Here is a 13,230-nt window from a genome sequence, read left to right on the forward strand (position 1 = left end):
ATGGAAAACGCCCGCTGGCTCAGAGCTCCAGCGGGCGTTTTTGTTTGTCAGTAAGCTAACTTTACGGGACTTTACCGCCCGGGAACCGGTGCTGCCTGCAGGCGAACAGGAGTCATGGATTCGACGAGGATGTATTCCCCGCGTAAATCATTTCGGAACCAGCGTTTGCCAGTCACGCCGATTGCGCGACCCTGTACGGCGTCCAGATTGATCTGAGGAGAGACCGGCTGCAGATAGGCCAGAAAGCGTCCGTCCGGGGCAACCAGAGCATGTGTCGGCATGCCACGGCGGACATTAGAAAGACGTCGTACGATCCCCGCTCCTGAGAACTGAGGTTGAGCAGGCTGAGAAGGCTGCTGCATCTGAGGCTGGGGAACAGTTGGTGTTGGTGCACTCGGTTGTGGCAGTGGTGGAGCCGGCTGGCTCGGGATGACTGGTTGAGTGGGAGCAGCAGGCTGCCCGGGAATCATGGAATCAGCAGGTTCGGGAGTGGGGGGGAGCAGTCCGTTGTCTCCCACGGGAACTTCCGGTGAGGGATAGCGATTCGTTTTGTTCTGGTCCGGAGCCATCGAGACCAGTTCTGCATCCCGTTTGCTGGTTTCTTCTGCCAGCTTCAGGAAGTCCTTGTACTCTTCTTTGACTTTGCGATAACGATTGACGGCATCAATGCGGAGATCGATCTTACTGGCGATAGCCGGAAGTTTGATTTCCTGCTGCAGAGTTTTATAGTCCTGCTCCAGGCCATCCAGATCCCAGCTCGTCGGTTCGGCTTCAATCATCGCCCGGAACTGAGTGTCGATGGTTTTGATCGCGTCCTTGGCGGCAGCGATTTCATCAACTTGAGGAACACTCCGTCGTGCAGAGCCATCGGTGGGAGTTTGAATCTGTTCCCGATTTGGAGCAGCTGGCGTCTTAATCTCGGGCATACCCTGGCTGAAGGGGTCAGCTTCATTCTGAGCGATCGGCGAATCAATGATTGCCGGGGCACTCTTACCGGGCTGATACTCGTCTGTGGGGAGCAACAGGTGTCCTTCAACCCAGCGCCATTCGCCAACGGGAGGTTTGATGCGATACATCAGCACATTACCAAATTCCGTCTGAACATTTTTGCTGTCCAGAATGGTGATTTCATCATTTTTTGAGAGTCGGATCTGCTCGACTTCCCGCGATTCATCAAAGGCACTTCCTACCCGGACGACGACACCGTTTTCAGTCACGCGTCCCCGATTGCCGTTGAGTTTCTGTACATGTTCTGCACGAACCCAGCTGAAACTTCCCTGGGGAGGGGCGATCATAAACCACCCACCCGGATCGTGGCGGTGTACGGTGACGCGGTTGCCCCGTTTGAGTTTGAGCGTCGGATAATAGCGACGTCCATTGCCGCTGCGAACCAGGGCTTCGTCTGCATTGACGACCGCTTCGTAGGGAAAGGTCCGTTTTTTCGCAAAAACATCGTCAGCCAGGCTGAGGAACAGCCCTGTCATTAATATAGGTGTCAGGATCCAGCGGTCTAACGGACACATGGAATAAGCCTCCGTGCTGACTTTTTTACAGCCCATTTGAAAGGTATAAGGTGAGTTGTCGCGAGTATTTGAGGACAACCAGAATTGTTTGGGAAATACGAATCGGGGGCGATTCATATCGGGGAAAGGTTAAATTTGAGAATTGAAAGAGGTGCGTGTGATAATTCAAACGCCATTTCAAGGCAAGACCAAAAACCGAGTGACTGGAACAACGCAGGGACCTGCGACGAAAAACCCGAAATCGGTTTGTAAATTGAGCGTGAAAGCGGATTTTTTCGTATTGACCTGATTTTAAAACTATGCAAAATTACCGTTCTCTCGATGCGGGCAGTCGGAAAAATATGAGATGTTTTCCACTGAACGCGATAGTTAAACTTACATTTCCATGATGTACGGGTTCCGTGAAGGTCTCCTGAAAACGTGAGACGGAATCGGGCCTGATTCAGAAAATCTATTTTCGTTTGATTGCCACTACGGACAGTGGTCCATTCTGCAAAGGAGTGCTTCGGTCGTGAAAAAATTAATGACATCTGCTACAGTTCTTGCCATTGTTGGTTGCTTTGCCTGTTTCACCGAAACAGCATCAGCACAAAACAATGCTCCCAGCAAGACCTCTTCTGTGGTACACAAAGTGGGCCTGATTGATATGGCTCATGTGTTCAAGAACTACGAGAAATTCACCGCCCTGCGTGAAGAGCTCAAAACTGAAATTCAGCAGAGCGATGCCAAAGCGAAAGCCATGGCAGAGCAGATTCAGGCTGTTCAGAAAGAGATGCAGGATTTCAAACAGGGCAGCCCTGAGTACCTGGCTCGCGAAAAACAGCTGGCCCAGGCCGCTTCCGACTTCGAAGCATTCCGTAAAGTTGCACAGCGTGATTTTCTGCGGAAAGAATCCCGGATCTATCACACCATTTACATGGAAGTGACTGAAACGGTTCAGAAGTACGCAAAGATCTACAACTATACTCTGATCATGCGGTTTAATCGCGAAAGCCTCGACACCGATGATCCCAAGAAACTGATCCAGGGTATGAATCGCCAGGTGGTATTTCACCGTGCTGACGATGACATCACTCTGTCCGTTCTGGACTACCTGAACCGCAACTACAAGAGCCAGGCAGGTGCTGCCGGTGGTTCTGCTACTCGTCCGACTCCCGGCAAAACCCGGCAGTAGTAGAGACGGGTTCTCATGCACTCCTCAAACGGATGCAGCGCAGGTCTGAATCTGCCTGCATCCTTTTTGTGGTTGTTTCAGAGCACCAGGATCATCTTTCTCAATGAAGGAGCAGCCCATGCGAACTCGCCAACAGAGAACGCTGGCCAGATCAGTACAGTGTCGCGGAGTTGGGATCTTCACAAACTCTGATGTGAAAATTCGCTTTTTCCCCGCACCGGAAAATCATGGAATCCAGTTTGTCCGGACGGATCTGAGTGGATCCAAACCAATCCCGGCTTTGATTGAAAATGCCGTCTTTCGGCAGCGGCGGACTGCGATTGAATTCGAAGACGCTTCCGTCGAAATGATCGAGCATGTCATGGCCGCTCTGGCAGGATTGCAGATCGATAATTGTCGTGTCGAGATCAATGCTCCCGAGGCTCCCTGTTTTGATGGTTCCGCCCTGGAACTGTCAGAGGAGTTTCTGGAAGCGGGAATCGTAGAACAGCCATTCCCCCGGAAAGTGATTTCGATTCAGCAGCCAGTGACCGTAGAGAATGAGGCGGGCAGCTTCATTCAGGCTCGGCCTTTAAACCGGTCCGTCATGGCGATCGGCTACTATCTGAACTATGGCGCAGAGTCGCCGGTTGAACCTCAGTGCCTGACACTGGAAATCAATCCGGAGGTCTGGATGAACCAGTTGGCTTTTTCCCGCACGTTTGTGCTGGAAGAAGAAGTCGCAGCCATGCGTGAGCTGGGCTACGGTCAGCGGTTGAGTGCCGCCGATCTTCTGGTTCTGGGGCCGGATGGTCCCGTTGATAACGAATTAAGGACACTCGACGAATGTGTCCGCCACAAAATGCTGGATTGCCTGGGAGATTTTGCTCTGCTGGGCTGTGACCTGCACGGTTATTTCAGCGCAAATCAGTCGGGGCACGCTCTGAATCGAGAGCTGATTCGGCAGATCAGGTTAACGCATCAATCCACGGAATCCGAAACAGCCTGGAAGGTTGCTTAATAAGTATTGATTCAGCTGCTGAGCAGCTATTCCATCTCACTCTGGTATGTCACTGACTGCAGACTTTTTAGGACGTCAACACACATGGCGACAAGTATCTCAAATCTCTCCTACGTCGATCCCCAGGCAGAAATTGGAGAGGATGTGACAATCGGTCCGTTCTGTTTTGTGGGACCGGATGTCAAAATTGGGAATGGGACTGTACTGGACAGTCATGTTTCCATCACGGGACATACTACAATTGGCGAACGAAATCGTTTTTTCCCGACATCAGTCATTGGCAGCGAGCCACAGGATGCCGGCTATCATGGTGCTCCCACCCGATTGATCATCGGTGACGACAATCTGTTTCGAGAAGGATGCACGATTCATCGGGGCGCCGAAAAAGAAGACCACTGCACACGCATTGGCAATCGAAATACATTCCTGTGTAATTCTCATGTCGCTCACAACTGCCGGATCTTTGATGATGTGACACTCGTCAACGGCGTGCTGCTGGGCGGACATGTGCATGTGCACGACCGGGCGATTGTTTCCGGAAACACGGTCGTCCATCAGTTCTGTACCGTAGGAACGCTGGCCTTCGTCAGCGGCGGTGCCCGGGCCACGATCGACGTGCCTCCCTTTATGATCTGCACGGGTTCAGATGATTTTCGCGTGCGGTTTGTCAACCTGGTTGGCATGCAGCGTGCGGGTATTTCGGAGAGCTCAATTGCAGTCATCCGCAAAGCGTACCGTCTGTTCTATCGCAAGAATAAAAAACTGGACGAAGTCCGCGAAATTTTCAGTCAGGAACTGGAGGGTGTAATGCCTATGGCATTGCAGACTCTGTTTAATCATTTTGAAGGAATTCAGGGGAGTAAAGCGGGACGAGGACGAGAAGCAGCCGCCCGCAGCGCCAAATACGTTCCTGAAGAAAACAGTCAAGATTCAACACGGAGAGCAGCATGAGTTCATTGAGCGTGGCCGTCGTCGGGGTCGGAGCATTAGGGCGGCATCACGCCCGGATTTTAGCTGGCATGGAAGGGGTCAATCTGTGTGCAGTCGCCGATACCAATCCTGATCAGGGACAGGCCATTGCCGAACAGCATGGCACCCGCTGGGTGGCGAATTACCGTGAGCTGTTTGATTCCGTGGACGCGGTTTCTCTGGCCGTACCAACCCATGCCCATCTGGCGATCGCTGGTGAATTTCTTTCCCAGCAGATTCCCGTACTGGTCGAAAAACCAATCGCCTGTAACCTGGCAGAAGCAGAAGAACTGGTGCAGATTGCAGAAGCGAATCAGACCCTGCTGCAGATTGGTCATGTCGAGCGTTTCAATCCGGCAACCCAGGCTGCTTTCCAGCGCTGTCCGCAGCCACGCTTCATTCGCAGCGAACGGGTCAGCCCTTACACGTTCCGTTCAACTGATATCGGTGTGATTCACGACCTGTTAATTCATGACATTGACCTGGTACTGTCCGTCGTCCAGTCTCCGCTGCAAAGCGTGGAAGCGTTTGGCATCTCGGTGATGGGCGAACATGAAGACGCCGTTCAGGCGCGGCTGCGATTCCAGAATGGATGTATTGCCGACCTGACTGCCAGCCGGATCTGTCCGGTAGCGAAACGGACCATGCAGCTCTGGGGCGTTTCCGGATGCGTGACCGTTGACTTCACCAGCCGGGAAGTGAATTCCTTTCGGCCTTCCGAAACTCTGCTGTACGGCACTCCTCCGCTGGAGCGAGCCCGGAAAGCAGGCGTAAACCTGGAAGCATTGAAACAGGAAGTCTTCGGAACGTTTCTGAAAGTGGAGAATCCCGAAGTTTCTTCGGCAGATGCTCTGACTGCAGAGCTGAGCAGCTTTGTGGAATCGATCCGCAATAATACAGCGCCCCTGGTAGGGGGAACCCAGGCTCTGGAAGCCATGCAGGTTGCAGAGCGAGTACTGGAAGCGGTCAATGCTCATCAGTGGGATGGCAGCCAGCAGGGACCTGTTGGCCCCTTCATCCAGTTTCCGAGCGAACAACGCCGCATGGCCGGCTAGCAGGCCCCTGAAGAGGGAACTGCGTCAGCCAGCCTGCGATGTTCGAGGCTTTTGAGTCGAGGTCCTCAGGCAGCTTGATCAGTCAAGCTCTTTTAATGCCTGGGCGACCTCTTCGGCGTGTCCGTTGACTTTCACTTTGGGCCAGGCTGCGGCAATCTTGCCTTCCTTGTTGATCAGGAAGGTCGCACGCTGGATCCCCATGTACTTCTTACCGTACATACTCTTTTCTACCCACACACCATACTTCTCAGCGATGGCATGGTCTTCGTCTGCGAGCAGGGTGAAAGGTAGTTCGAACTTGGTCGCGAATTTTTCGTGAGACTTAACCGAGTCGGGGCTGATACCCAGAATGACGGTGTCATTTTTCTTGAAGGTAGTAACCCGATCCCGGAAGTCACAGGATTCAGTGGTGCAGCCGGGGGTATTGTCTTTGGGGTAGAAGTACAGCAGTACGTTCTTTTCCCCTTTGAATTCGCTCAGGCGGACTTTGCCTTCCGGATAAGCGGGGAGAGTAAAAGCAGGAGCACGCTTGCCAACTTCAGGTACTTTGCTATCGGTAGCCATGTTGATTCCTTGATGAAGTCTGAGGGGCGAACCGGGGCCGGTTCGTGATGGCGCAATGAAGCCAGTCGGAATACGAATCAGACTGGAATGCAAAACTTCAGTCACGCGCCTGCATGATAACAGTCTGACAGGGAATTTTCGACTGAGAGCCGCTATGCAATGCGGTAGAACCTGTTTGAAATCAGGCGCGCCAGTATTGGCGATGGTACTTCGTGACCGTGTCCAGGGCCGGCTTGGCTTTGCCGTCCTGGTTAACCAGACCCGAGTGGGGAAAACGGCAGGCATCCTGATCGCGGAATTGCGACCAGTAAACGCCGGTTACAGCCGGCTTGGCCAGCAGCAGGGGGAGATAAAGCTCAAGCCACTCGGCCTGGGCTGCTTCACTCCAGCCGGTTTTCCACTGGCTGGCCTGGACCCGCGAGATGCTTTTGTCCCGTTCGTTGACGACCGTATCGTCACTGGGGAAAGCCAGCGTCAGGTGCAGCGGCAGGTTCAGCATGCTCCATTTGTCGATCAGTTTCGACATATCCAGCATGTCATGATGATGCGAACCGTTCGGGAAATAACCGATACTGAGCTCCAGATCGATTCCGGAAAGCCCGACTCCCAGTCGGTCGATGGCATCGACGAACTGCATGGGAGAGAGCTGGTGCTGCCCCTTGGAAAGGTAATCTCCCCAAGGCTGTTCCACTCTGATGAAACACTGGATGGAGTCATCCGTCTGTTTAGCAACTTCGATGGCGCGGGCGGTGAGAGTGAGCCGGGTCTCTTCATTGAGTCCGAAGACGCCGCCGGTGTTCATGGCAGAAACCAGCGTCCAGTTTCGAATACTGCCCGTATACCGGGTGATCGCGGTCTCAATGAAATGGGAAACGATGCTCTGGAAGTTGACCATATCCAGCTTCCAGGACTCGAGCCAGTCGGGGAGTCCTTCCGGAGCGAAATCAAGCAGGCAGCCTCCACGAATCAGCAGATTGTTTTTTTCGCACCAGTCAACCTGCTGATCGCACTGGTCCCAGTTTTGCTCGCCTTCGTAGAGTTCGATGTTTTTCCAGTTCACCAGATCCACGTTGACGGCATCAAAGGCCTGGCAGATCTGAGCCCGTTCGGAACTGTCAGGAATCAGGGTTCCCAGGTTACAGCCCAGGGAAACGGGCAGTTTCAACGACTGTGCCCGCTGATGCAGAATCGTCAGACGCTGACGTGCATAAAGCTGGACCAGCATTTCAGCTGCGGCATGCGCTTTCTGCAGGGCGAGGTCGGCGAGTTCCGAGCAGCGTTCCAGTTGATCCTGGATGACGGCCGCCTGGGAAAATGCATGGAAGGCTTCGTCGTGTAGTTTAATGAGCGCCTGGGGAATGACCAGACCGGCAATCTGCCAGTTGCTCAACTGGTCTTTGAGCGTCGAGATTTTTCCACGTGCCAGTTCCAGTGAGAGAACGTAAGGTTCTTCGCGTTCTGCAAGGGAGGCAGTCCGCACGATCGGGCGGCCAAAGTCAGTGACGTGCCAGACGATATTCAGTTTGCAGCTTTGTGATGTCTGGCGGCGGAAAGTGAGAACATTTCCATCCACCTCAATCCGCGTCGGAAACACACGTCCGTCGACAGCATTCAGATAAGCGCGGTGAAGATCAGACCAGTCTTCAGGTACTTGAGTAGGTGCAATTAAAAAGCGCAAGTTGCCCATAAGAACGGGTCACAATCATTCTCTGATTTTCAAATTAAGAAGTTAACTTCAAGCTACTTCTCCCATTATCGCGTTTGCAGCACTGGTGGCAAGTGTAGACTCGTATGTATGTACATCAGGCTGGTTGGGGCCGGCGGCTGGCAGGAAACTGACGATCGCTCGAATTAGCAGGGATTTAGCGGTTATGAACAGCACTCAATTGTTTAGCCTGCTGGTTCTCGCTAAACTTCCAGTGTCTCGATTCATCCGTTTTTCATGAATGTGGTCACGAAGCATGACATCCTCCGCGTTTACCGAAAGTTCACTCACCGGCATTCCCGTCAAACGGGGGAAAGTCCGCGATGTATATGATTTTGGCGATCGGCTGCTGTTTGTGGCCACCGATCGAATCAGTGCCTTCGACTGGATTCTCGCACCGGGAATTCCCGACAAGGGGCGGGTGTTGACCCAGATCAGTCGGTTCTGGTTTGAACGATTCACCACGATTTCGAACCATCTGCTGAGCATGGATCCAGCCGATCTGCCGCTCCCTGCTGATACCGATCTCGAAGCGCTGCGTGGCCGTTGTATGGTGGTTCGGAAGACCGAAGTGGTTCCCTTTGAATGTGTCGTCCGCGGCTATCTGTCCGGATCTGGGTGGAAAGACTATCAGGCGACTGGGGCCGTATGTGGTATCGATTTGCCAGCGGGTCTCAAACAGAGTGATCAACTGCCCGAGCCCCTGTTCACACCAGCTACCAAAGCGGAGTCCGGCCATGATGAAAACGTCTCATTCGAAGTGATGAGTCAGGCCATCGGTCAGGAACTCGCTGACAGCCTGCGTGAAAAGAGTGTTCAGATTTATCAGCAGGGTTCTGAATATGCCCGGGAACGTGGCATCATCCTGGCTGATACCAAATTTGAGTTCGGCCTGCTGGACGGAACACCGATTCTGATTGATGAAGTTCTGACTCCCGACAGCTCCCGTTTCTGGCCTGCGGAGACCTACCAGCCGGGTGGCGCACAGCCTTCGCTCGATAAGCAGTTCGTTCGCGACTGGCTGGAGACGACCGACTGGGATAAGAACAGCACTCCCCCTGTGCTGCCGGATCAGATTGTCGAAAAGACGCGCGAGAAGTATTTTGAAGCGTACAAAATGCTGACCGGCGAGGAATGTACCTGGTAGGCCCTGCGTATCAGGTGCCAGTTCTGCGGGTCGCGTCGATTATGCTGCTTGTGTCGACATGATGCTTCGTCTTCGACCTAAACAGCGACAGATACTTAGTTTTTGTGCATATGCAGACCCGGTGCGTAGCGTCTGTTCTACTGAAATTCGATGAGAGTGTGGGATCGCCTCTGAAAAGATGGTATTCTGAAGGCTGATCCGTGGGAAATCTGGCTCTCGAATCCGTGAAAAACTCCATGCAGACGGACTTTTTAGCCAATAAACGGTTTCTGGTAACGTAGGAAAGGAACAGGCTTTTTAAATTCTCAAATTCCGGCGGTCAGAGTGTCGATGAAATCAGTATGACTGTACGATTATTTCCTCAATCCGGACTGTTGTCGTCTCAAAATAATGTGACGGCACGTTGGTTACCTCGCATTCTTGCAGCAGGCTGCCTGTGCCTGATTTTCGCCCTGCTTTACGCACTCCCGACGCGAGCCGGGGAAGTGGAAGTGAAGCACGGGACGATTCTCCGCGGTGACATTGTGCCCATCCTGGGGCTGACCGACGCCCTGGCATCCCGTCTGGAATATGGCGATACCGAAGTTGCGATCCCCAAGCGAAAACTGGAGGGTTATCCGATCATCATGGTCGATGACGGAGTCGTCCGTTATTTTGTGTCCCGACGTGAGATTCAGCGGCTTAACAACGATCAGGATCTTTCGCGGTATGAAACATTCGAATTGCCTCAACGGGTGACCGGACGGGGACAGATGCTGAAGGTCGTCGGCAATTATGAGGATGTGACCGACTTCGATGAGTTCGGGCGTCGGAAAGTCACTCTCCGAACCAGCAAAGGGTTGATGCCCCTGTTGCAGGGAGTGACGGAGATCACGCCACACTACCTTAAGATTACCGGGCTCAAGCAACAATGGAACCTGGGGATGCGGACGACTTCTGTTAAGGAAGAGATCCTGGATGCCATGCTGAAAAAGAACATCGATCCGCTGGAGCCCAATGATCGGATCGCAGTCGCCCGCTTCTACATTCAGGCTGGCCTGTATCTGCCGGCCGGTAAAGAGTTTGATTACATCGAGGCAAACTTCCCGGAGTACAAGGAGAAGATTGCAGGTTTCGTCACCGAATTGCGGACACTACACAGTCAGCAGTTGTTGAATGAGCTGGAACAACGCCGCCAGGCAGGGCAGCATCAGTTAGCGCAGACTGCGATTGCCAAGTTCCCCACAAATAATGTCGACCAGTCAATTCTCCGCCAGATCCGCGAAGTGGAAACGGACTACGCCAAACGCAGCGAACGGATTGAGAAAGCATTGTTCCGCCTGGGGGAACTCGAAGCAGAAATTGAAGAGGTCAAGAATAAATCACGACTGCAGGCCTGCCGCCGTGAAGTGATAAGCCAGTTGAATTTTGAATCTATCGATCGACTGGGGTCGTTCCTGAACCTGGAGAGTGATGATTCCCTCTCACCGCGTGAGAAGCTGGCTCTGGCCTATTCCGGCTGGATTGTGGGAGCAGCCAACGTGGTGACCGATCTGGACACGGCTCTCAACCTCTGGACGGCTCGGGCGCATGTGCTGGAATACCTGCGCAATGAAGATGAACAGCTGGACGGGAACATGATCGAAACACTTTCGAAGCTGGAAGGTGTTTCGACGGCAGTGGTCAAGCAGATGATTCCTCTGCTGCCTCCGATCCTCGATGCCCCCATCAGAAATACCGAGACTGCGTTTCCGATTCAGGTGACAGATCCCGGGGCGGAACTCCCCGTGTCTTATACGGTATTACTGCCTCTCGAATACAATCCGCATCATACGTACCCGATGATAGTGGCGTTGCCGACGGCAGGTGCCAAACCGGAGATGGAGCTGCACTGGTGGGGGAAGTATAAGGATGGACCAGGGCAGTCACAGCGCCGTGGATATATCGTGATTGCCCCCGATTACCTGCAGGAGGGACGAGACCGATACACTGATAATGCGACAGCGCATTATGCTGTGATTCAGTCCATCCGCGATGCCCGTAAACGCTTCAATGTGGATTCGGACCGTGTCTTTCTGGCCGGGCATGGGACGGGCGCTGATGCTGCCTTTGATATCGGCATGTCGCATCCGGGACTGTTTGCGGGAGTGATTCCGATCGCAGGGAAAAGCAGCGCGTTCAACCTGCATTACTGGCAGAACGCCAGTAATCTGGCCTGGTATATTGTGGGAGGCGAACTAGACCGCGATACGCTGGAGCATAATTCACTGCTGGTCAACCGGATGATGCGCAACGGTCACGATGTGATCTATGCAGAGTATAAGGGCCGTGGGTATGAACATTATTATGAAGAAATCCACCGGCTTTTTGACTGGATGGAACTTCATCAGCGCGTGAAATATCCCAAAGAGATCGAAGCCAAAATTCTCCGTCCACTGGACAACCGGTATTACTGGGTCCGCACCGACGATTTCCCCCGCCATATCATGCAGGGGCCCGAGTACGTCGGCAACGGCCGGATTCGCGCCCGTCCGGTCACGCTGGGAGTCAGCATTAAGCTGGGCAATGTGATCTATGTGAAATCGGGGGGCAAGTCCTATTCACTCTGGCTCAATCCGGAACTGGTCGATTTCGACAAACGACTGGAAGTCCACGTCGATAATAAGACCCGGTTCAATGACTTCCTGCGTCCCGATATGAAAGCAATGCTCGACGATTTCCGTGATCGGGGTGATCGACAGAAGCTGTTCGACGCCCGGCTCGATTTTTAGGAGAGCCAGACGCATCAACCAAGCTGACAGTTTCAGTTGCCAGTGAAGTACATGATGCGGGCAGCATGTCCCGGGCTGGACGATTCCGGACTCACCCGGATTTTCGCCTGATGCTTGCCTGGTTTGAGTTCGCTGCTAAAGACGACCGTACGGGGATAGTGCAGGCCTTTGCTGTAATGATGGTACAGATCGTGTGTCTTGAACGGTCCCCCATCAATGCTGACTTCCAACTGACCTGCATCGGGGCCGGCGACAATGAACGCGCCCAATGCGGTTCCTTCAAAGTCCAACTCCAGTTCGGCACCCGGTTGCTCTGCACACAACATGGGGATGCTGGTAAATCGACTGCGTTTACTACCCGAGATGGATTCCCAGTCAGGAACCTTGATCTCCCAGCCCGATGCCAGTTTCGCATGCTTAACGTCGATCAAGCGGCCATTGCGAAAACTGAAGACATCCAGTGGCTGATCCGGCGTGGAATGTTTTTCTTTTGGTCCCGATTCCTGCCAGGCACGAGTCAGCAGCTTATCAATCATCGCGGCACAAATAGCATTACCGAAAGGAGCCGGGTGTGTTCCGCCATATTGTTTCCAGGTCAATTGGTCAGCGTCGATCAGACGGGCGACTTCACTGGCCAGATCGATGGTAGAAATCTGGTAGTGTTTCGCAACCTGCTCATGACTGGAACTGGAGAGCGGTTTTTTCTTCTGTTGAATGGTTTCCAACATCGAAGGGTTCACGAAATGCACCATCACGATGTCGGCGTATGGGTTGTGCCGCCGGATCTGGGCGATCACTCCTTCCATCCCGCGAATCGCGGCTTCCTTAGAGTGTCCGGCATCCTGATCGTCATTTACAGCGAACTCGACGAAGAAAAGATCGACCGGCCCCTGGCTGAGAACATCGCGATTCGTACGAAACGCACCCGTATTCGAGCAGGTGGAGGAGATGCCGGCGTTGGTAAATGTGAATTTGGTCTCGGGGAACGTCTTTTCCAGGAATTCACAGACCATCGGTCGATAGCCGTTCATTTCGGTGATCGAGCCCCCCAGGAAAGCGACGTGGCCCGTTTTAGTGGATTCGAATTTCTGTTTGCTGTTCTGATAGCTGCCGCGCAGATGAATGTTTTTGTCTGAGACTTCGGGCAGGTTCTCCGGAGGGGCTGCGCTCAATTCAGTCGAGGCATGACATAAAATCAGGCAGAGGAGGGCAGGCAGCAGACGAAACGGGGATCGGGCATAGTTCATAGTCAGGCGAGCTCATAATGGAAAGAACAAAACTGGAAAGTACCGCGGTGAAAGGCAATGATCTGCCTCTTCCAGCATGCAGAATCCAGAGGGCCA

The 13,230-nt window shown here is 53.3% G+C and carries 10 protein-coding genes; 6 read left to right on the forward strand and 4 right to left on the reverse strand.

The window, feature by feature from the left end; translation table 11 throughout:
* Nucleotides 1-71: 71 nt before the first annotated feature.
* Nucleotides 72-1,523: a hypothetical protein gene (locus HG66A1_RS03040; protein WP_145180720.1), complete on the reverse strand. Its 1,452-nt coding sequence runs from the start codon at nt 1,521-1,523 to the stop codon at nt 72-74.
* Between the two features lie 511 nt (nt 1,524-2,034).
* Between HG66A1_RS03040 and HG66A1_RS03045 the strand changes: the two genes are divergently transcribed.
* From HG66A1_RS03045 to HG66A1_RS03060, 4 genes are all read left to right on the forward strand, one after another.
* The gene (locus tag HG66A1_RS03045; RefSeq protein WP_232102119.1) at nt 2,035-2,697 is read left to right on the forward strand and encodes an OmpH family outer membrane protein; all 663 of its coding nucleotides are present in this window, start codon (nt 2,035-2,037) and stop codon (nt 2,695-2,697) included.
* Nucleotides 2,698-2,815: 118 nt separating this feature from the next.
* Nucleotides 2,816-3,697: a UDP-3-O-acyl-N-acetylglucosamine deacetylase gene (locus HG66A1_RS03050; RefSeq protein WP_145180724.1), complete on the forward strand. Its 882-nt coding sequence runs from the start codon at nt 2,816-2,818 to the stop codon at nt 3,695-3,697.
* Nucleotides 3,698-3,781: 84 nt separating this feature from the next.
* A complete protein-coding gene (gene lpxA, locus HG66A1_RS03055) occupies nt 3,782-4,648 on the forward strand; it encodes an acyl-ACP--UDP-N-acetylglucosamine O-acyltransferase (RefSeq protein ID WP_145180726.1) in 867 nt (288 codons plus the stop codon).
* A complete protein-coding gene (locus HG66A1_RS03060) occupies nt 4,645-5,721 on the forward strand; it encodes a Gfo/Idh/MocA family protein (RefSeq protein WP_145180728.1) in 1,077 nt (358 codons plus the stop codon). Before lpxA ends, HG66A1_RS03060 begins: the two co-directional genes overlap by 4 nt.
* Before the next feature lie 78 nt (nt 5,722-5,799).
* Here HG66A1_RS03060 and bcp read toward each other — a convergent pair whose 3' ends face one another.
* Nucleotides 5,800-6,285 (reverse strand): thioredoxin-dependent thiol peroxidase, encoded by a 486-nt coding sequence (gene bcp / locus HG66A1_RS03065; RefSeq protein ID WP_145036482.1) that lies wholly within the window; start codon nt 6,283-6,285, stop codon nt 5,800-5,802.
* Between the two features lie 181 nt (nt 6,286-6,466).
* Nucleotides 6,467-7,972, reverse strand: coding sequence for an endo-1,4-beta-xylanase (locus HG66A1_RS03070; RefSeq protein WP_145180730.1), 1,506 nt, complete (start codon nt 7,970-7,972; stop codon nt 6,467-6,469).
* A 274-nt stretch (nt 7,973-8,246) separates the two neighbouring features.
* On the opposite strand from HG66A1_RS03070, the gene HG66A1_RS03075 reads away from it, so the two are divergent.
* Nucleotides 8,247-9,137: a phosphoribosylaminoimidazolesuccinocarboxamide synthase gene (locus HG66A1_RS03075; protein WP_145180732.1), complete on the forward strand. Its 891-nt coding sequence runs from the start codon at nt 8,247-8,249 to the stop codon at nt 9,135-9,137.
* Nucleotides 9,138-9,478: 341 nt separating this feature from the next.
* Nucleotides 9,479-11,887, forward strand: coding sequence for a hypothetical protein (locus HG66A1_RS03080; RefSeq protein ID WP_145180734.1), 2,409 nt, complete (start codon nt 9,479-9,481; stop codon nt 11,885-11,887).
* Between the two features lie 32 nt (nt 11,888-11,919).
* Here HG66A1_RS03080 and HG66A1_RS03085 read toward each other — a convergent pair whose 3' ends face one another.
* A complete protein-coding gene (locus HG66A1_RS03085; protein WP_145180736.1) occupies nt 11,920-13,134 on the reverse strand; it encodes an SGNH/GDSL hydrolase family protein in 1,215 nt (404 codons plus the stop codon).
* Nucleotides 13,135-13,230: the final 96 nt, after the last annotated feature.

Origin of the sequence: Gimesia chilikensis (assembly GCF_007744075.1) — a bacterium.
GTDB classification, from domain to species: Bacteria; Planctomycetota; Planctomycetia; order Planctomycetales; family Planctomycetaceae; genus Gimesia; species Gimesia chilikensis_A.